General features: G+C 71.7%; 18 protein-coding genes and 1 pseudogene. 11 read left to right on the forward strand and 8 right to left on the reverse strand.

Annotated features, from left to right (window positions below; translation table 11 throughout):
- Window positions 1-69: 69 nt before the first annotated feature.
- From AB0O36_RS12215 to era, 3 genes and pseudogenes are all read left to right on the forward strand, one after another.
- Entirely contained in the window at window positions 70-1374 is a 1305-nt protein-coding gene (locus AB0O36_RS12215; protein WP_365107862.1) for a beta-xylosidase, read from the forward strand.
- Window positions 1375-1529: 155 nt separating this feature from the next.
- A pseudogene (locus AB0O36_RS12220) lies at window positions 1530-1841 on the forward strand (DUF916 domain-containing protein); the annotation flags it as partial.
- A 534-nt stretch (window positions 1842-2375) separates the two neighbouring features.
- Complete coding sequence (gene era / locus AB0O36_RS12225) at window positions 2376-3317, forward strand: GTPase Era (protein WP_365108287.1); 942 nt, start codon at window positions 2376-2378, stop codon at window positions 3315-3317.
- Window positions 3318-3371: 54 nt separating this feature from the next.
- Here era and AB0O36_RS12230 read toward each other — a convergent pair whose 3' ends face one another.
- A complete protein-coding gene (locus tag AB0O36_RS12230; protein ID WP_365107865.1) occupies window positions 3372-4091 on the reverse strand; it encodes a methyltransferase domain-containing protein in 720 nt (239 codons plus the stop codon).
- Between the two features lie 160 nt (window positions 4092-4251).
- Between AB0O36_RS12230 and AB0O36_RS12235 the strand changes: the two genes are divergently transcribed.
- Window positions 4252-5058, forward strand: a complete 807-nt coding sequence (locus AB0O36_RS12235) for a GNAT family N-acetyltransferase (RefSeq protein ID WP_365107868.1) — start codon at window positions 4252-4254, stop codon at window positions 5056-5058.
- A gap of 181 nt (window positions 5059-5239) precedes the next feature.
- Here AB0O36_RS12235 and AB0O36_RS12240 read toward each other — a convergent pair whose 3' ends face one another.
- Window positions 5240-5509: a protealysin inhibitor emfourin gene (locus AB0O36_RS12240; RefSeq protein ID WP_365107871.1), complete on the reverse strand. Its 270-nt coding sequence runs from the start codon at window positions 5507-5509 to the stop codon at window positions 5240-5242.
- 34 nt (window positions 5510-5543) lie between these two features.
- A complete protein-coding gene (locus AB0O36_RS12245; RefSeq protein ID WP_365107874.1) occupies window positions 5544-6614 on the reverse strand; it encodes a M4 family metallopeptidase in 1071 nt (356 codons plus the stop codon).
- A 381-nt stretch (window positions 6615-6995) separates the two neighbouring features.
- Between AB0O36_RS12245 and leuA the strand changes: the two genes are divergently transcribed.
- Window positions 6996-8759, forward strand: a complete 1764-nt coding sequence (gene leuA, locus AB0O36_RS12250) for a 2-isopropylmalate synthase (RefSeq protein ID WP_365107877.1) — start codon at window positions 6996-6998, stop codon at window positions 8757-8759.
- A 118-nt stretch (window positions 8760-8877) separates the two neighbouring features.
- Here the strand turns inward: leuA and AB0O36_RS12255 are convergent, their stop codons facing one another.
- Window positions 8878-9636 (reverse strand): SDR family NAD(P)-dependent oxidoreductase, encoded by a 759-nt coding sequence (locus AB0O36_RS12255; RefSeq protein ID WP_365107880.1) that lies wholly within the window; start codon window positions 9634-9636, stop codon window positions 8878-8880.
- A gap of 197 nt (window positions 9637-9833) precedes the next feature.
- On the opposite strand from AB0O36_RS12255, the gene AB0O36_RS12260 reads away from it, so the two are divergent.
- From AB0O36_RS12260 to AB0O36_RS12280, 5 genes are all read left to right on the forward strand, one after another.
- Complete coding sequence (locus AB0O36_RS12260) at window positions 9834-10499, forward strand: TerB family tellurite resistance protein (RefSeq protein WP_365108290.1); 666 nt, start codon at window positions 9834-9836, stop codon at window positions 10497-10499.
- A gap of 673 nt (window positions 10500-11172) precedes the next feature.
- Entirely contained in the window at window positions 11173-12744 is a 1572-nt protein-coding gene (locus AB0O36_RS12265) for a nucleobase:cation symporter-2 family protein (RefSeq protein ID WP_365107883.1), read from the forward strand.
- A 93-nt stretch (window positions 12745-12837) separates the two neighbouring features.
- Window positions 12838-13584: a DNA repair protein RecO gene (gene recO / locus AB0O36_RS12270; RefSeq protein ID WP_365107886.1), complete on the forward strand. Its 747-nt coding sequence runs from the start codon at window positions 12838-12840 to the stop codon at window positions 13582-13584.
- Between the two features lie 23 nt (window positions 13585-13607).
- Window positions 13608-14435, forward strand: coding sequence for an isoprenyl transferase (locus AB0O36_RS12275; RefSeq protein ID WP_365107889.1), 828 nt, complete (start codon window positions 13608-13610; stop codon window positions 14433-14435).
- A gap of 24 nt (window positions 14436-14459) precedes the next feature.
- Window positions 14460-14969 carry a YcxB family protein gene (locus tag AB0O36_RS12280; RefSeq protein WP_365107891.1) on the forward strand — a complete coding sequence of 170 codons (510 nt, stop codon included), beginning with the start codon at window positions 14460-14462 and terminating at the stop codon, window positions 14967-14969.
- 44 nt (window positions 14970-15013) lie between these two features.
- Here the strand turns inward: AB0O36_RS12280 and AB0O36_RS12285 are convergent, their stop codons facing one another.
- Genes AB0O36_RS12285 through AB0O36_RS12300 form a run of 4 tightly spaced genes read right to left on the reverse strand, consistent with a single transcriptional unit; the run spans window position 15014 to window position 18248 of the window.
- Window positions 15014-15448, reverse strand: a complete 435-nt coding sequence (locus AB0O36_RS12285) for a transcriptional repressor (RefSeq protein WP_365107893.1) — start codon at window positions 15446-15448, stop codon at window positions 15014-15016.
- 60 nt (window positions 15449-15508) lie between these two features.
- Window positions 15509-16441: a metal ABC transporter permease gene (locus tag AB0O36_RS12290; protein WP_365107896.1), complete on the reverse strand. Its 933-nt coding sequence runs from the start codon at window positions 16439-16441 to the stop codon at window positions 15509-15511.
- Window positions 16441-17235, reverse strand: coding sequence for a metal ABC transporter ATP-binding protein (locus tag AB0O36_RS12295; protein WP_365107899.1), 795 nt, complete (start codon window positions 17233-17235; stop codon window positions 16441-16443). Before AB0O36_RS12295 ends, AB0O36_RS12290 begins: the two co-directional genes overlap by 1 nt.
- A 23-nt stretch (window positions 17236-17258) precedes the next feature.
- Window positions 17259-18248 (reverse strand): metal ABC transporter substrate-binding protein, encoded by a 990-nt coding sequence (locus AB0O36_RS12300; RefSeq protein WP_365107902.1) that lies wholly within the window; start codon window positions 18246-18248, stop codon window positions 17259-17261.
- A 141-nt stretch (window positions 18249-18389) separates the two neighbouring features.
- On the opposite strand from AB0O36_RS12300, the gene AB0O36_RS12305 reads away from it, so the two are divergent.
- Entirely contained in the window at window positions 18390-19772 is a 1383-nt protein-coding gene (locus AB0O36_RS12305) for a glycine--tRNA ligase (protein WP_365107905.1), read from the forward strand.
- Window positions 19773-19844 lie beyond the last annotated feature (72 nt).

Genomic DNA, 19844 nt, shown 5'->3' on the forward strand with positions numbered 1-19844 from the left:
GCCGGTGAATGGCGCCCACAGGCGCACGGGCGGAACCGGGGGTGGGCGATGCGGCCGGGGGGCGGGGCAATGCGCAGACGGAACTGGGCCGGGGCGGCCACGGGGATGGCCGTCCTCGCCGCCGCGAGCGGGGCCATGGGCACGGCCGCGGCCGACGGGCCCGCCGCCGGAGCACCGCCCGGCCGGGTGGAGTTCCGCACCCAGTGCCTGCCGCCGCAGGAGGCCGGACAGCCGCCCGCCGACGGACCCACCACCGCCGTGGTCGCCGTGGACAACCCCGAGCCGAGGGTCGGCGACACGGTCACCGTCACCTACCGGGTCACCGGCACCCCGGCCGTGAACCCGCTGCCCGACGCCCTCCCCGCCGACGTCCTCACCCCCACCGGCACCTTCCGGCTGGCCGGCGCACAGACCGGCGAGGTCACCGTCACCGGCATCCGGCGCAACGACCCGGCCCCGCCCGGCGGGACGCTCGGCACCTTCCTGATGACGGGCACCTTCACCGTCACCGCCCAGGGCGAGACCACCCTCACCCCGGCCGGCTACTCCCTCGGCGACACCGCCTGCACCCCCGCCGGGCCCGTGCCCCCGGCCGCCCGCCTCACCGCCGCCCCGGCGCCGACCGCCAACCTGAGGTACGTCGCCCTGGACGCGGCCCGCGGCCGGCCGGGCGACCGGGTGAAGGTGACGGCGGGCGGCTTCACCCCGGGCGCCCGGGTCACCGTGGCCGGTCGGGCCGGAACCGAGATCACCGCGGACCGGGTCAGGGCCACCGCCGACGACCGAGGGTTCCTCACCGCGGACCTCGCCGTCGGCGACCGGGCCACCACCGCCGTGGTCGCCTGGGAGGGCCTCGCCTGGACGGCGGCCAAGGGCTCAGGCCCGGCCGCCTACGGCGTCGTCGAAGCAGTGCCCCTTCCGCCCGCCGCCCGGCGGATCACCGCCACCGTCGAACCGGGCGGCCTGTCCATGACCCAGTCGGGGGAGGACATCGCCCTCGGCGCGGTCCCGTACGGCGAGGGCGGGGGAGCGGCGGGGAAGATCGGCACCGTCACCGTGAAGGACGCCCGCGGCGGCCCGGCCGGCTGGTCCCTGGTCGGCAGGGTCACCGACTTCTCCGGACCCGGCGGGCACGGCATCCCCAGCGCTTCCCTGGGCTGGACCCCGTCCTGCGCCACCGCCCCGGGCAGTACGAGCACCTGCGCCCCGGGCAGCCCCGGCACGGTCGGCCCGGACGGCGCCGTGCTCGCCTCCACCCCGGACGGCGAGGCGGTCGGCGGCACCTTCACGGTGGACGCCGGGGTCACCCTCCAGGTCCCGCCGTACGCACCGCCCGGCGCGTACACGGCCACCCTGACCCTGACCCTGTCGTGACCCGCCGGCGCCCGCGCCGCGCGACCCCCGGTGTCCCCGCGGCTCCCGGGGCCCTCGCGGTTCCCCGTGTCCTCGTGGCGCTGCTGGCCGCGCTGGCCGCCGTCCTGCTCGGCACCGCCGGGACCGCCGCGGCCGCGGACAACGGGCAGTGGGCCGTGCTGCCGTCCGCCGGCGCGACCGGGCAGCGGCCGTACTTCTACCTCGCGACCACGCCCGGCGGGACGGTCACCGACACCGTCACCCTCACCAACCGCACCGACCGCCCGCTGACCCTCCTCCTCTACGCCGCCGACGCCCACAACACCGCCCGCGACGGCGGCTTCGCCGTCCGCGGCCCCGACGAACCGCGCCGGGCCACCGGAGCCTGGACCCGGCTCGGCCGGGACCGGGTCACCCTGCCGCCCCGCAGCACCCTCGACGTCCCCTTCACCGTCGAGGTCCCCGAGCGGGCCGAACCCGGCGACCACCCCGGTGCCGTCGTCGCCCGGGAGGAGGCCGGCGGGCGCACCGCGCAGGGCATCGCCGTCCGGCAGGCCGTCGCCGCCCGCGTCCACCTCCGGGTCACCGGCCCCACGGCGCCCGCCCTCGCCGTCGAGGACCTCGCCGTACGCCGCCGCGCCGGGCGCGCCGAGATCACGTACACCCTCCACAACCTGGGGAACATCACCCTCCGCCCGCAGGTGACCCTCACCGCCCGCGGGCTCCCCGGCCGCCCGCCGCTCCGCCGCCCGGCGGCCGGACTGCCCGACGGGCTGCTGCCCGGGCAGCGGGTGGCGGTCACCGAACCGTGGACCGGTCCGCCGTCCGCCGGCTGGAGCGAGGTGACCGTCCGGGCCGCGGCGGCCGGGACGGAGGGCCGGGCCACCGCCGCGTACGCCGCGCACCCGGGACTGGTGCCCGGGCTCGCCGGACTGCTCCTGGCCGCCGCCCTGGCCCCCCTGCTCGCCCCCGCGGCAGCGGTCTGGTCGGCGCGGGCGGCGGCATCGGGGAGAATGGCCCGTATGAGCGATCGTTCCCCCGAGCCCACCGCCCCGCACCGTGCGGGTTTCGCCTGCTTCGTCGGCCGCCCCAACGCGGGCAAGTCGACCCTGACCAACGCACTGGTGGGCACCAAGGTCGCGATCACCTCCAACAGGCCGCAGACCACCCGGCACACCGTCCGCGGCATCGTGCACCGCCCGGACGCCCAGCTCGTCCTCGTCGACACGCCCGGTCTGCACAAGCCGCGCACCCTGCTGGGCGAGCGGCTCAACGACGTGGTGCGGACCACCTGGGCCGAGGTCGACGTGATCGGCTTCTGCCTGCCCGCCGACCAGAAGCTCGGCCCGGGCGACAAGTTCATCGCGAAGGAGCTCGCGGGGATCAAGAAGACCCCCAAGATCGCCATCGTGACCAAGACCGACCTGGTCGACTCCAAGGCGCTGGCCGAGCAGCTGATCGCGATCCAGAAGCTGGGCGCCGAGCTCGGCATCGAGTGGGCCGAGATCGTGCCGGTCTCGGCCGTCGGCGACAAGCAGGTGCAGCTGCTCGCCGACCTGATCGCCCCCATGCTGCCGGAGAGCCCGCCGCTCTACCCGGAGGGCGACCTCACCGACGAGCCCGAGATGGTGATGGTCGCGGAGCTGATCCGCGAGGCCGCGCTGGAGGGCGTACGGGACGAGCTGCCGCACTCCATCGCGGTGGTGGTCGAGGAGATGCTGCCGCGCGAGAACCGGCCGAAGGACCGCCCGCTGCTGGACATCCACGCGAACGTCTACATCGAGCGGCCCAGCCAGAAGGGCATCATCATCGGTCCCAAGGGCTCGCGCCTGAAGGAGGTCGGCATGAAGTCGCGCAAGCACATCGAGGCGCTGCTCGGCACGCCGGTCTTCCTGGACCTCCACGTGAAGGTCGCCAAGGACTGGCAGCGCGACCCCAAGCAGCTGCGCAAGCTCGGATTCTGACCCGGACCGGGCGTCCGGGCCGCGGCCTTCGGGCCGGCCTGTCAGGCCGGCCCGTCAGGCCCGGCGCCTGACCTTGACCGTGTTGTCGTAGCCGTGGCCCGGCCGGTCGGCCTCGGCGCCGGTCCGCTCGTGCTCCGCGCAGACCAGTACCTCCCAGCCGTCCTCGGGCAGCTCCAGGCCGGCCAGCACCTCCTGCGGGGTGGGCAGGTGCAGGTCCGGGTGCGGGTTCTCGGTTCCGGGTGCCGCGCCCCCGTGGCCGGCGACCAGCAGGACGCCGCCGGGGGCGACGGCCGCCGCGGCCGCGCGCAGGATCCGGTCCCGCGGCATGTCGCCCGGGCTGTGCAGGAAGCAGGCGGACACCAGGTCGAAGGCGCCGGCGGGGAAGGACTCGCCGAGGTCGTGGCGTTCAAAGGAGATCAGCTCGGCCAGTCCCGCCTCGGCCGCGTGACCGGCGGCCCGCTCCAGCGCCACGGGCGAGATGTCGGTCCCGGTCACCCGCCAGCCCCGGCCGGCCAGCCAGACCGCGTCGGCGCCCTCGCCGCAGCCCAGGTCCAGGGCGTGGCCGGGCGGCAGCTCGGCGGCCTCCCGGACCAGGACCGAATTGGGCCTGCCGCTCCAGATCCGCTCCCTCTCGCCGTAGAAGGAGTCCCAGAACTCCTGCTCCGAGGCGTACTCCCGCCCCCCGCGGTGCGCGTGCTGCCCGTGCCCGTGCTGCCCGTGCCCGTGCTGGTGGTGCTCGTGGGTCTGCGTGTGCGTGTGCGGCTGTCCGGCCATCGGGTGCCTCCGGTTCGGTCGTGCGGCGGATACGTCCCGATGCTCCGCCGCCCCTCCGCACCGGGCCAAACATCCTTGCCGTTCCGGCAAATCCCGGTGCGGCGCCGCGCAGGGCCGAAAAGGGGGTGCCGGGTCCCGGCCCCCTTGCTTGGATGACCCGGTGACGATTCTTGACGATCTTGAGAACTACTACGACACCGTCCCCCGCGTGGGCGGCGCCCGGGCCGAGGACCTCGGCCCGCTGACGCTGTTCGTGCAGGAGGGCAGCGGCTGGCCCTACTACGCCCGGCCCGCCCTCGGCGGTGGCCCGGTGACCGCGGACGACGTCCGGCGCACCCGGGAGCGGCAGCGGGAGCTGAAGGTCCCGGAGGCCTTCGAGTGGGTGGCCGAAACCACCCCCTCCCTGGAGGACGCGGCGCGCGCGGCGGGGCTGCACGTACACGCGCACCCGCTGATGGCGCTCGACCCGGCCGCCGGGCCGCTGCCCCCGCACCCGGAGGTGCGGCTGCTGGACGCCACCGACCCGCTGCTGCGCGCGGCGGTGACGGTGCCCGCGCTGGCCTTCGCCGCCCCCGGCACGGCACCGGGCGAGGCGGGCCCGGCGGAGCTCGCGGCGGCGCTGGCGGACCCGGCTGCGGACGGCCGGGCCGCGACGGTGTCCACCAAGATCGCCTCCGGCCGGAGCGCCCTGGCGGCGGCCGTACGGGACGGGGTCGTGCTCTGCTCCGGGATGTACAACCCGGTCGGCAAGGTGGCGGAGGTGGTCGCCGTCGGCACCCTGCCCGCCGCCCGCCGCCAGGGGATGGCCCTGGCCGTGACGGCGGCCCTGGTCGCCGACGCCCGCGCGCGCGGCGCGGAGCTGGTCTTCCTCTCCGCGGGGGACGAGGACGTGGCGCGGATCTACGGCCGCGCAGGCTTCCGCCGGGTCGGCACCGCCATGATCGCGGAGCCGCCCGGGCAGGCGTGACCGCGGGCCGCGGGCCCTGGGCCACGGGCCGGGGGCCACGGGCGGTCCCGTGCCGGTAGGGCGGGCTCAGGGCCCGCCCTACCCGACCCGGTCCGGGCGGGCTCACGGCCCGCCCGACCCGGTCCAGCCCGACCCGACCCGATCCGGCCCGCCTCCCGGGCCCGCGGTAGGCGCCCGCCGCTCAGGCGCCTTCCTTCAGCACCCGGCGGATCAGCCTGCGCTGCGCCTCCGTGACGTGCGGGTCCGCACAGGACACGGTCCGCCCGTCCACCGTGATCCGGTACGAGAAGCCGTCCCGCACCTGGTGCCCGGACGGGTCCGGCGGCGGAGCCTGGAGGGCGAGCATGGCCAGGGCCTCCCACTCCTCCTCGTCGGCGAGGCCCTCGGTGTCCACCTCGGCCTGCCGTTCGATGCCCGCGAAACCCCCGGTCCTGTGCACATGAATCCGCATGGCACCTTTCTACCGGGATCCGCCGGTGCCGGCCCTACCGTGTCCGGTCGGTCTCCACCCCCACCTGGGACCACGCCTTGAGCACCGCTTCGTGCTCCTCGCCGCCGTCCCCGAAGCGGGCCCGCGTCGCCGCCACCGTCAGTGACGCGAAGTCCGTGAACTTCGCGTCGACGGCCAGCTCGCCGCCGGTCAGGGTGTCGTACCAGATCCGGCCGGCCCGCTCCCACGCCTTGCCGCCGAGCGCGGTCGCCAGCAGGTAGAAGGCGTGGTTGGGGATGCCCGAGTTGATGTGCACCCCGCCGTTGTCCCGGCTGGTCTGCACGTAGTCCTCCATGGTGGCCGGCTGCGGGTCCTTGCCCAGCTCGTCGTCGTCGTACGCGGTGCCCGGCGCCTTCATCGAGCGCAGTGCGACCCCGCTGACGTCGGGCCCGAGCAGTCCGGCGCCGATCAGCCAGTCCGCCTGGTCGGCCGTCTGGTCCAGGGTGTACTGCTTGATCAGTGAGCCGAACACGTCCGACATCGACTCGTTCAGCGCGCCGGCCTGCTTGTAGTACTCCAGATTGGCCGTGTACTGGGTGACCCCGTGCGCCAGCTCGTGTCCGATGACGTCGACCGAGACGGTGAAGTCGAGGAACAGGTCGCCGTCCCCGTCGCCGAAGACCATCTGCCGGCCGTCCCAGAAGGCGTTGTTGTACTCCTCGCCGTAGTGGACGCTGGCGTCGAGCGGCAGCCCCGCGTCATCGATGGAGTGCCGGCCGAAGGCCTTGAGGAACAGCTCGAAGGTCGCACCCAGTCCCGCGTACGCGCGGTTCACGGTCGCGTCCTGCCCGGGCTCCGACCCTTCGCGGCGCACCTCGGTCCCGGGCAGCCGGGTCCGGTGCCCGGCGTCGTAGATGGTGCGCTCAGGCCGGTCAGGGGCCGCGGCGGCCAGCGTGGGGACCACCCCGCGCGCGGTGGTGATCCGCCGCCGGGCACGCTGTAGGGAGTCGTGTTCGAGGGTGCGCTGCGCGACGTCGGCGCGCCGGACGTTCTCGGACAGCACGATCCTGTCGAGCAGGTGGGGCGGCACGATCGTGCAGAAGACGGGGTGACGGTTGGCATCCATGACCGGCAATGTGGCAGTGGGTCATGCCGGTGTCACTACCCGTGACCATGATTCATTCGCTTGACCGAAAGCGATCGCATGCGGTTGACGGATCGAACGGACTTCCCGCCCAGGAGGGAGGTAGCGGTCACATAAGGGTGCAAAACGGACTAGGGGGTCTTGCATACTGAAACGGCAACGCGCCCCCGTCGCGGACTCGGTTAGGCTGCGGACCATCATGCGTTTCGGGCTGCTCCTTCTTAGCTGCCGCGGCGAGGGCCTGTAGTCGTAGGTCGACCCCCTCCCCGCGGAGTTTTGGTGTTGCGCCGTCCTCACCACCTGAGGCACGACCTGTCGGCCGTTCCAGCGAACTACACGCGGACACGCGAGGAGCCCTACGCCATGAGCCAGCACAGCTACGCCGGTCGCCCCACGCCCATCACCAGCGCGACCCACACCCAGAAGTCCTCCGGGATGCCGATCCACAAGTACGGCTCGTACGAGCAGGTGGACATCCCCGACCGGACCTGGCCGAACGCCCGCATCACCAAGGCTCCCCGCTGGCTGTCCACCGACCTGCGCGACGGCAACCAGGCCCTGATCGACCCGATGAGCCCCGCCCGCAAGCGCGAGATGTTCGACCTGCTGGTCCGCATGGGCTACAAGGAGATCGAGGTCGGCTTCCCGTCCTCCGGCGAGACCGACTTCGCCTTCGTGCGCTCCATCATCGAAGACGGAGCGATCCCGGACGACGTCACCATCTCCGTGCTGACCCAGGCCCGCGAGGACCTGATCGAGCGGACCGTCGAGTCGCTGCGCGGCGCCAAGCGCGCCACCGTGCACATGTACAACGCGACCGCCCCGACCTTCCGCCGGGTCGTCTTCCGCGGCTCCAAGGAGCAGATCAAGCAGATCGCCGTCGACGGCACCCGCCTGGTCATGGAGTACGCCGAGAAGATCCTGGGCGAGGACACGGTCTTCGGCTACCAGTACAGCCCCGAGATCTTCACCGACACCGAGCTGGACTTCGCCCTGGACGTCTGCGAGGCGGTCTGTGACGTCTGGCAGCCCGGCCCGGGCCGCGAGATCATCCTGAACCTGCCCGCCACCGTCGAGCGCTCCACCCCCTCCACGCACGCGGACCGCTTCGAGTGGATGGCCCGCAACCTGACCCGCCGCGAGCACGTCTGCATCTCCGTGCACCCGCACAACGACCGCGGGACCGCCGTCGCCGCCGCCGAGCTGGCCCTGATGGCCGGCGCGGACCGGATCGAGGGCTGCCTGTTCGGGCAGGGCGAGCGCACCGGCAACGTCGACCTGATCACCCTGGGCATGAACCTGTTCTCGCAGGGCGTGGACCCGCAGATCGACTTCTCGCAGATCGACGAGATCCGCCGGACCTCGGAGTACTGCAACCAGATGGAGGTCCACCCGCGCCACCCCTACGCGGGCGACCTGGTCTACACGGCCTTCTCCGGATCGCACCAGGACGCGATCAAGAAGGGCTTCGACGCCATGGAGGCCGACGCGGCCGCCCAGGGCAAGACCGTCGACGACATCGAGTGGGCGGTGCCGTACCTGCCCATCGACCCCAAGGACGTCGGCCGCTCCTACGAGGCGGTCATCCGGGTCAACTCGCAGTCCGGCAAGGGCGGCATCGCGTACGTCCTGAAGAACGACCACAAGCTGGACCTGCCGCGCCGCATGCAGATCGAGTTCTCCCGGATCATCCAGGCCAAGACCGACGCCGAGGGCGGCGAGGTCACGCCGAAGGCGATCTGGGACGTCTTCCAGGACGAGTACCTGCCCAACCCGGAGAACCCGTGGGGCCGCATCCAGCTGCGCTCGGGCTCGACGGCCACCGACAAGGACGGCACCGACACGCTGACCGTCGAGGCGGTCGTGGACGGCGCCGAGACCGTGCTGAGCGGTACCGGAAACGGCCCGATCTCGGCCTTCTTCGACGCGCTGGCGAGCATCGGCGTGGACGCCCGCCTGCTGGACTACACCGAGCACACCATGAGCGAGGGCGCCTCCGCGCAGGCCGCCTCGTACATCGAGTGCGCGATCGACGGCCGGGTGCTGTGGGGCATCGGCATCGACGCCAACACCACCCGCGCCTCGCTGAAGGCGGTCATCTCGGCCGTCAACCGCGCCGGCCGCTGACACCACGGACCCACAGGGTCCACCACGACGGCCCCCGCCGCTCCTTCCGGGAGCGGCGGGGGCCGTCGTGCCGTCCGGAGTCCGTACGGGCCCTGCCTGCCGGGCGAGGCGGCCGCCCCTACTGCGCGAGATAGCCGCCGTCGACCGGCAGCACCACGCCGGTGACGAAGGAGGCCGCGTCCGAGGCCAGGAAGGCGATGACCCGGGCCACCTCCTCCGGCTCGCCGATGCGGCCCATCGGGTGGGCGCGGGTGACCTGCTCCAGGTACTCCGGTCCGCCCGGCTCGTCCGACAGGGCCCGGACCCGCTCCGTGCGGATGGTTCCCGGGGCCACCGCGTTGACCCGGATGCCATGCGGTGCCCACTCCACCGCCAGGTGCCTGGTCAGGCCCGAGGCGACGAACTTGGCCGGTCCGTACGCCGCCTGCCGGGCCTGCCCGGCCAGGCCCGAGATGGAGGACACGCAGACCAGCGCGCCTCCGGCCGGCTGTTGTCCGGTCATCGCCTCGATGGCGTACTTGCAGGTCAGGAACATGCCGCGGCCGTCCACGGCCATGACGTGGTCCCAGATCTCCGGGGTGGTCTCCCGTACGTCCGAAAGGGGGATCACGCCCGCGTTCGCCACCGCGACGTCGAGCCGGTCATAGGCCGCGACCGCGGCCGAGACCATGGCCCGGTTCTCCACCGGGTCGGACACGTCGCCGGTGACGGTCTCGACGGCGAGGCCTTCCCCGGCCAGTTCCGTACGCAGGGAGGCCAGCCCAGGGGCATGGATGTCAGCCGCGGTGACGCGGGCGCCGGAGCGGGCGAGCAACAGGGCGGTGGCCCGGCCGATGCCGCTCGCGGCGCCGGTCACCAGACAGGACTTCTCGTGCACGGCGGTGAGGATAGGGGGCGCGGGGTGGTGAACAGGGGCGCGGATCGGCCAAGTCCGCGCGCCGTCCCATGTTGTCCTGTCACACGACTGACGGATCCTCACCGATGTGGCTAACATCACGCCAACGCGGCGGCGTCGCCGCTGGTTTACGGAGGTGGGACGTGCTGCCAGTGCGGGGTGGGACCAGCCGGAAGCTGATGCTCTGGGGCATCCGAACCACCTGGACCACCGTGGGCGACGGGGAGTTCTTCTGCCCCGGCTGCGGCGGGGACCGGAACTACCGCCGCCGCACCGGAAAGCGCCGCTTCACCGCGCTGGGCGTGCCCCTGCTGCCGCGCGGCGACGTCGGGCCCGTGGCCGAGTGCGCCGCCTGCCGCGAGCGCTTCGCCATGGACGTGCTCGACCACCCGACCACCGCCCGGTTCTCCGCGATGCTCCGGGACGCGGTGCACACCGTCACCCTGGCCGTCCTGGCGGCCGGCGGGGCCGGCTCCCGGTCCGCCCTGGAGGCGGCCGTGGGCGTCGTGCGGTCGGCCGGCTTCCAGGACTGTACGGAGGACCAGCTGGCGGCCCTGGTGGAGACCCTGACCGCGGACACGGGGCGGCTGCCCGGCCTCTACGACGGGCCCGAGTGCTGCGGCGCGGCCCTGTCGATCGAGCTGCACGAGGCGCTGGAGCCGCTGTCCCCGCACCTGGCCGGGCCGGGCCGGGAGTCCCTGCTGCTGCAGGGCGCCCGGATCGCCCTCGCCGACGGCCCGTACACCCCGGCCGAGCGCGAGGTGCTGTCGACGGTGGGGGCCGCGCTGAGGCTGGATTCCGACGAGATCTCCCGCCTCCTGGCGGCCGTACGGGCGGCCGGCTGAGCCCTCGCGCGCCCCCTTCGGCGCGCCTTCCGTATTCCCGCACACCCCTTCTGCGCCTTCCTTTCCACCGAGCGCCCTGACCGCCGGCCCGCCTGCCGGTTCGGCCGTCAGGGCGCTACGCGCGTTTCACCCCTGTCAGGTCCGGCGAACCTGCACGTCGCGCTGTACGGAATGGGGGCAAAAGCCGCTCCGGCCGCGTAACGATCCGGCCTCGGGGTGGCCATTACTCGCCCGTACGATCCTCGGAAGGGCACGGTCCGCAGTCGGTTGATCCACCAAGTAAACCTCCGGAAGTTCGGGCTCCCGTTTGCTTACTCGAACTGGTGTATGGAGCGTTTCCGCAGCTCAGGCGGCATGCGATTCGCGACAGCGTGGCCGGAAGGGGTCCTTTGGGGTCCCGCGCCCATAGCCCTGTCGACCCCGTGGCCGCCAGTGGAGAAACCTACAAATCCAATATCTCTACACGTCAACACTTTGTGTAAGTCGACGATAGGTGTGGCGCCCCCCACAGGCTTTCAATTCCGGTCACACGAACAGACGCCTGCTGTACACAGCGCGGCTTCGATCCACGTGAATGCACTGAAAACCCTGGCGGAACCACGCAACACGATCCGCGCCTTGCCAGGGATAACCAGATCTCCTCTCATTTACCTCCCCGAAGGGCAAGGCAGAGATGGCACGTGTCGCCGCCCGGCTTTCCGATGGAAAGCAGAGCTCGCACCCGGTCGACGAGGTGCTCCCCGTTCCCAAGCTGGCGCTGTATGGCTTCCAGCACGTACTCGCCTTCTACGCCGGTGCGGTGATCGTCCCGATCATCGTGGGTGGCGCGCTGGGCCTCACGCCCGAACAACTGGTCTACCTGATCAATGCGGACCTGTTCACCTGCGGTATCGCATCGATCATCCAGGCATGGGGCATCGGCCGCGTCGGCGCGCGCCTGCCGCTGATCCAGGGCGTGACCTTCACCGCCGTATCCCCGATGATCGCCATCGGCCTGGGTGCCGGCGGCGGTGTCGCCGGACTCCTGCTGATCTACGGCGCGGTCATCACGGCGGGTATCGCCACCTTTGCCTTCGCGTGGCTGCCGCCCGCGGCGTTCAAGGCGGTCATGCGACTGTTCCCGCCGGTGGTCACCGGCACCGTGATCACCGTGCTCGGCATCGTGCTGATCCCGGTCGGCCTCAAGGACGCCGCCGGCGGTGTCCCGCTGCTGGAGAAGGGCGGTGACCCGACGCAGCTCGCCTACGCCGGCGGCACGATGCTCTTCATCCTGGTCCTGATGAAGTTCGGCGGGCCCTTCCTGCGCAGCATCAGCATCCTGCTCGGCCTGGTCGGCGGCACCGTCCTCGCCTTCGCCCTCGGTGACGCCAAGTTCGGCAACGTGGACAAGGCCGACTGGATCGGCATCACCACCCCGTTCCACTTCGGTACCCCGAAGTTCGAGTGGTTCCCGATCGTCCTCATGCTGATCGTCATGCTGATCACCATGGTGGAGACCACCGGTGACACCTACGCGGTCGGCGACATCGTCGGCAAGGAGGTCGACAGCGAGACCGTGGCCCGCGCCCTGCGTGCCGACGGTGCCGCCACTGCCCTCGGCGGCATCCTGAACTCCTTCCCGTACGTCGCCTTCGCCGAGAACGTCGGCCTGGTCCGGATGACCAAGGTCAAGAGCCGCTTCGTGGTCGTCGCCGCCGGTGTGTTCATGATCATCCTGGGCATGCTGCCCAAGGCCGCCGCGATCGTCGCCTCCGTCCCGCCGGGCGTCCTCGGCGGCGCCGCCACCGTGATGTTCGGCATGGTCGCCCTGGCCGGTATCCAGACCCTCGCCAAGGTGGACCTGAAGGAGGAGAAGAACGCCCTCATCGTCGGCGTCTCGCTCGCCTTCGCGCTCTTCCCGTCCACGGTCCCGCTCTACTTCAAGAACCACATGAGCGCCGACCTGGCCTCGCTGCTCGACAGCGGCGTGACGCTCGGTGCCACGGCCGCCATCGTCCTCAACCTGATCTTCAACGGTCTGGGCAAGGACGACGCGCACACCGCCGTGGCCGAGATCCCGGCCCCGGCCGCCGCCCCGGCCGCCGAGTCCGTGTCCGAGGCCAAGGCCGAGGCGAAGGTCGAGGCCACGGTCGGCGCCAAGGCCGACGCCAAGTCCGACGCTCCTGCAGCCGCCCCTGAGGCCGCCTCCGACGAGGCCGGAGACGCCGACGGCGCGGGCGAGACCGCCAAGACGCCGGCGAGCTGATCCCCACACTCCTCCCAAGGGGTGATGGCCCCCGACCGGACCCGCGTCCGGCCGGGGGCCGTCGCTGTCCTACCCACCGGGGACAATGGCCGCATGAGTCTGTTCCGCGACGACGGCATCGTGCTGCGCACCCAGAAGCTGGGCGAGGCGGACCGCATCATCACGCTGCTGACCCGCGGACACGGACGGGTCCGGGCCGTGGCCCGGGGCGTCCGCCGCACCAAATCGAAGTTCGGGGCCGGGCTGGAACCCTTCTCCCACGCCGACGTGCAGTTCTTCGCCCGCGGCAGCGAGCTGATCGGCCGCGGCCTGCCGCTCTGCACCCAGACCGAGATCATCTCCCCCTACGGCAACGGCATCGTCACCGACTACGCGCGGTACACCGCGGGCACGGCCATGCTGGAGACCGCCGAGCGCTTCACCGAGAACGAGGGCGAGCCCGCCGTCCAGCAGTACCTGCTGCTCGTGGGCGGCCTGCGCACGCTCTCCCGCGGCGAGCACGCCCCGCACCTCATCCTGGACGCCTTCCTGCTCCGCTCCCTCGCCGTCAACGGCTACGCCCCCTCCTTCGGGGACTGCGCGAAATGCGGCATCCACGGCCCCAACCGGCACTTCTCCGTCGCCGCCGGCGGGGTCATATGCGGCGACTGCCGGGTCCCCGGAAGCGTCGTACCATCTGCTGAGGCCATCGGGCTGCTCAGCGCCCTGCTGACGGGGGACTGGGCGACGGCCGACGCGGCGGAGCCGCGGCACGTGCGCGAGGGGAGCGGACTCGTCTCCGCCTATCTGCACTGGCATCTGGAGCGCGGGCTGCGTTCCTTGCGTTACGTAGAGAAGTGACCGAGATCGGAGACCAAAGCGCCATGGCAGTACGCGGATTCCTGGGACGCTCCCGCCGCGAGTACAGGCTTCCCGACCCGCACCCCTCCGGCGCCGTACCGCCGAAGATCCCGGGCGAGCTCGTGCCGCAGCACGTCGCGATCGTGATGGACGGCAACGGCCGCTGGGCCAAGGAGCGGGGCCTGCCGCGCACCGAGGGCCACAAGGTCGGCGCCGAGCGGGTCCTGGACGTCCTCCAGGGCTCGATCGAGATGGGCGTCAAGAACATCTCCCTGTACGCCTTCTCCACCGAGAACTGGAAGCGCTCGCCCGACGAGGTGCGCTTCCTGATGAACTTCAACCGCGACTTCATCCGCAAGACCCGCGACCAGCTCGACGAGCTCGGCATCCGGGTCCGCTGGGTGGGCCGGATGCCCAAGCTGTGGAAGTCGGTGGCCAAGGAGCTCCAGGTCGCCCAGGAGCAGACCAAGGGCAACGACAAGCTGACCCTGTACTTCTGCATGAACTACGGCGGCCGGGCCGAGATCGCCGACGCCGCCCAGGCGCTCGCCGAGGACGTGAAGGCCGGCCGGCTCGACCCGTCGAAGGTCAACGAGAAGACCCTCGCCAAGTACCTCTACTACCCGGACATGCCGGACGTGGACCTGTTCCTGCGCCCCAGCGGCGAGCAGCGCACCTCCAACTACCTGATCTGGCAGAGCGCGTACGCCGAGATGGTCTTCCAGGACGTGCTGTGGCCGGACTTCGACCGCCGGCACCTGTGGAACGCCTGCCTGGAGTACGCCAAGCGCGACCGCCGCTTCGGCGGCGCCATCCCCAACCAGGTCGAGGGCCCCGACTCCACTGGCTGAAATCGATCCCCCTAGGATCCGCGCATGCGTACTGGGGAGATCGCTTTCTCGTACCGGCCGACGCCGGACGACTACCGCGCGGCGGTCCGGGTCTGGTCCCTGCGGACCTGGCCCGGCCTCCGCGCCCTGCTGATGGTCCTGCTGCTGGGCCAGGCCCTGATCTGGTGGCAGGCGTGGATGCGCCACTGGGACACGCCGTCGTCGTCGGTGTGTGCCGCCACGGTCCTGGCCGCGACGGTGTTCGTCGTGATCAAGGTGAACCGGCGCAAGGGGGACGACCAGTACGCGGGCCTGGAGGAGTACGGGGACTGCCGTACCGTCGCGGACGGGGAAGGACTGCACACCGAGGGTGCCGAGGGCCTCGCGAGCACCCTCGAATGGACCTTCCTGCGCTGGTGGTTCGAGACCCCCGAGGGGTTCGCGGTCACCGAGGGCCGGGGCACGTTCCTCGTCCTGCCCAAGCGGGGCGCCGCGGCCCCCGATGACGTCGACCGGATGCGGGCCCTGCTGGCGGGCCGGCTGAAGAAGATCTGAAGGAGCGGGCTCCCGCCCGGCCCCTGGCCGTTCCCGCCCGGCCGCTACGCGGTGCCGGCGGCCGCGCAGTCCGCGCAGGTGCCGAAGATCTCCACCGTGTGGGCGACGTTCACGAATCCGTGCTCGGACGCGATGGCGTCCGCCCACTTCTCCACCGCCGGGCCCTCCACCTCCACGGCCTTGCCGCAGCCGCGGCAGACCAGGTGGTGGTGGTGTTCGCCGGTGGAGCAGCGCCGGTAGACGGATTCGCCGTCGCTGGTGCGCAGCACGTCGACCTCGCCGGCGTCGGCCAGGGACTGCAGGGTGCGGTAGACGGTGGTCAGCCCCACCGAGGCGCCCCGGTGCTTGAGCATGTCGTGCAGCTCCTGGGCGCTGCGGAACTCGTCCACTTCGTCCAGAGCGGCCGCGACGGCCGCGCGCTGCCGGGTGGAGCGTCCTCGTACTGGCGCGGTATTCGTCTCGCCAGGAGCAGTCGCCACCGGTTCCTCCTCGTATCGGCCTGGGCCCATTGTGCCAGGCGCGCCCGGCGTCCCAGACCCTTACGCCGACCCGGGCCGTGCGGCCTGGGCCCCTGCCCCGTCCTGGACCTTCACGTCGTCCTGTACGCCGTCCCGCGGGCACAGTTGCCCCTCCGGCGCGGCTCCCGCCGCCGACGCCCGGGCCCGGCGGCGGGCCAGCGGGGCGGACAGGGCCGTCATGCCCATGAACACGGCGATGGCGAGCAGCACGATCGTGGCGCCGGAGGGGGCGTCGATCCAGTACGTCGCGGCCGTGCCGGTCAGCGACACGGTCACGCTGATCGCGATGGCCAGGCCCAGGGTGGCGGCGAAGCCCCGGGTCATCCGCTGCGCGGCGGCCACCGGGATCACCATCATGGCGCTGACCAGCAGCAGGCCGACGATCCGCATGGCGACGGTGACGGTGACCGCGGCGGTGACCGCGATCAGCAGGTTCAGGGCCCGCACCGGCAGTCCGGTGACCCGGGCGAACTCCTCGTCCTGGCAGACGGCGAACAGCTGCCTGCGCAGGCCGATGGTGACCGCGATGACGAACGCGGCGAGGACCACCATGGCGGTGACGTCCTCGGACGCGACGGTGGTGATCGAGCCGAACATGGCACTGACCAGGTTGGCGGTGGAGCCGCCCGGGGCCATGTTGATGATCAGTACGCCGCCGGCCAGGCCGCCGTAGAAGAGCATGGCGAGCGCGACGTCCCCGCTGGTCTTTCCGCGGGAGCGGATCAGCTCCATGCCGACGGCGCCGAGGACGGCGACCAGGGTGGCCATCCACACGGGGCTGGCCTGGAAGAAGAAGCCGAGGGCGACACCGGTCATGGCCACGTGGCCGAGGCCGTCGCCCATGACGGCCTGCCGGCGCTGGACCAGGTAGGTGCCGATGGCGGGTGCCGTGATGCCGACCAGCGCGGCCGCGATCAGGGCCCGCTGCATGAAGGCGTAGTCGAGGATTTCCATCAGCTCAGCAGTCCCGTCCGGAGCGGCTCGGCGTCGTGCGCCGCGTGGGGGTGAACGTGGTCGTGGCCGGGCAGCGCGTGCTGTCCCACCGCCTCCGGCGGCGCCCCGTCGTGGACGACGCAGCCGTCGCGCAGGACGACGGCGCGGTCGATCAGCGGCTCCAGCGGGCCGAGCTCGTGCAGTACGAGGAGGACGGTGGACCCGGCGGCGACCTGCTGCCGGAGAGCGTGGGCGAGGACCTCCTGGTTGTCGAGGTCCACGCCGGCCATCGGCTCGTCCATGATCAGGAGTTCGGGTTCCACGGCGAGCGCGCGGGCGATCAGCACCCGCTGGTGCTGGCCGCCGGAGAGCGCGTTGACCGAGGCGGAGGCGTGGCCGTCCATGTCGACCAGGGCGAGGGCGCGGTCCACGGCGGCCCTGTCGGCGGCGCGCGGGAAGCCGAACCGGCGGCGGGCCAGCCGGCCGGAGGAGACCACCTCGCGGACGGTGGCGGGGACCCCGCTGGCGGCGGTGGTGCGCTGCGGTACGTAGCCGACCCGGGACCAGTCGCGGAAGCCGCGGAACGGGGTGTCGAAGAGGGAGAGTTCGCCGGCGGTCAGCGGGACCTGGCCGACGACGGCGCGCACGGCGGTGGACTTGCCGGAGCCGTTGGCGCCGAGCAGGGCGACGACCTCGCCGCGCCGCACGGTGAGGTCGACGCCGCGCAGGACGGGGCGGGAGCCGAGCGAGGCGGTGGCGCCGCGCAGGGATATGACGGGGGTGTCCGCTTCCGCGGCTGCCGGCGAAGGATCCATGGCTCGCGCCTCCGTAACTGCCATCACTTGCTTCCGAGCGCCTTCTGGAGGTTCTTCAGGTTGGACCGCATGACCTCGAAGTAGTCAGCGCCCTGGGACTTGTCGGTGATTCCCTCGACGGGGTCGAGGACGTCCGTCTTCAGGCCGGTGTCCCCGGCGAGGGTCTTGGCCGTCTTTTCGCTGGCCAGGGTCTCGAAGAACACGGTGGAGACATTGTCCTTCCTCGCGATCCCCTGGAGCTCCTTCATCCGGGCCGGGCTGGGCTCGGACTCGGGGTCGACGCCGGAGATGCCCTCCTGCTCCAGCCCGTACCGCTCGGCGAGGTAGCCGAACGCGGAGTGGGTGGTGATGAAGGTCCGGCCGGCGGTGTGGGCGAGACCGTTCTTGAACTCGGTGTCGAGCGCGCCCAGTTGGGCGACCAGTTCGGCGGTGTTCTTCCGGTAGTCGGCGGCGTGGGCGGGGTCGGCCTTCTCCAGGGCCGCGCCGACGCCCTTGGCGACCTCGGCGTACTTCACCGGGTCGAGCCAGATGTGGGGGTCCGTGCCGGCCTCGCCGTGGTTGTGGCCGTCACCTTCCGAGTGGCCTTCGTGGCCTTCGTCCTCGCCCCCGTGGCCGTGGTCGTGGCCGGAGGCGCCGTGCGATTCGAGTGCGGTGAGGGTGCCGGCGTCGACGACGTTCTTCACGCCGGACTGCTCGATGGCCTTGTCGACGGCGGGCTGGAGGTTCTTGAGGTAGACCACCACGTCGGACTCGCCGAGGCGGCCGGTCTGCTTGGGGGTGATCTCCAGGTCGTGGGGCTCGACGCCCGGCTTGGTCAGGGAGGTGACCTTCACGTGGTCCTTGCCGATCCGCTCGGCGAGGAACTGCATGGGGTAGAACGACGCCGTCACGGCGAGCTTGCCGTCCTTGCCGCCGCCGGCTGCTTCGGCTCCTGAGCAGGCGGTCAGTGCCGCCGCCCCGAGGGCGACGGCTCCGGCGAGGGCGGCGGAGGGTATGAGGCGTCGTACGTTCATGACATCCATTTTCATCAAAGATGGAAACGGTTGTCAAAAACCCTGGTGGGGGGCCGGAAAAGCGGAACCGATTTGATGGGGGAGGGGAGGACGCCGGTAACCTGAGGCATTCGCGTTCGTCCTCGTAATGAAGAGAGCATCGTGGCCGCCGACAAGATCGACACCATCGTCAGCCTCAGCAAGCGCCGTGGCTTCGTCTACCCCTGCAGCGAGATCTACGGCGGCTCCAAGGCCGCCTGGGACTACGGGCCGCTGGGTGTCGAGCTCAAGGAGAACATCAAGCGCCAGTGGTGGAAGGCCATGGTCACCGGGCGTGAGGACATCGTCGGCATCGACTCGTCCGTGATCCTCGCCCCCGAGGTCTGGGTGGCCTCCGGTCACGTGGCGACCTTCTCGGACCCGCTGACCGAGTGCACCTCCTGCCACAAGCGCCACCGTGCCGACCACCTGGAAGAGGCGTACGAGGCCAAGCACGGCCGCGTCCCCGCCAACGGCCTGGCCGACATCAACTGCCCGAACTGCGGCACCAAGGGCCAGTTCACCGAGCCCAAGCAGTTCTCCGGCATGCTGGAGACCCACCTCGGCCCGACCCAGGACACCGGCTCCAAGGCGTACCTGCGCCCCGAGACCGCCCAGGGCATCTTCACCAACTTCGCCCAGGTCCAGCAGACCTCCCGCAAGAAGCCGCCGTTCGGCATCGCGCAGATGGGCAAGTCCTTCCGCAACGAGATCACCCCGGGCAACTTCATCTTCCGCACCCGCGAGTTCGAGCAGATGGAGATGGAGTTCTTCGTCAAGCCGGGCGAGGACGAGCAGTGGCAGGAGTACTGGATGCAGGAGCGGTGGAACTGGTACCGCGACCTCGGCATCCGCGAGGAGAACATCCGCTGGTACGAGCACCCGAAGGAGAAGCTGTCCCACTACTCGAAGCGCACCGCCGACATCGAGTACCGCTTCAACTTCGGCGGCAGTGAGTTCTCCGAGCTCGAAGGCGTGGCCAACCGCACCGACTTCGACCTCAAGGCCCACTCCGCGGCCTCCGGCCAGGACCTGTCCTTCTTCGACCAGGAGGCCGGCGAGCGCTACGTCCCGTACGTCATCGAGCCGGCGGCCGGTGTCAACCGCGCCATGCTCGCCTTCCTGCTCGACGCGTACACCGAGGACGAGGCCCCGAACGCCAAGGGCGTCATGGAGAAGCGCACCGTGATGCGCCTCGACCCGCGCCTGGCCCCGGTCAAGGTCGCCGTGCTGCCGCTGTCCCGCAACGAGAAGCTGTCGCCGAAGGCCAAGGGCCTCGCGGCCGACCTGCGCAAGGCCTGGAACATCGAGTTCGACGACGCCGGCGCCATCGGCCGCCGCTACCGCCGCCAGGACGAGATCGGTACGCCGTTCTGCGTCACCGTCGACTTCGACACCCTGGACGACAACGCGGTGACCGTGCGCGAGCGCGACACCATGAAGCAGGAGCGCGTCTCCCTGGACCAGATCCAGGGCTACCTGGGCGCCCGCCTGCTGGGCTGCTAGGTCCCGGACACACGAAGGGCCCGGTGCGTGTGAGCGCACCGGGCCCTTCGTCATGAGGGATCAGGCCGCGGT

The organism is Streptomyces sp. NPDC089799 (assembly GCF_040684755.1).
In the GTDB taxonomy this organism is placed as follows: domain Bacteria; phylum Actinomycetota; class Actinomycetes; order Streptomycetales; family Streptomycetaceae; genus Streptomyces.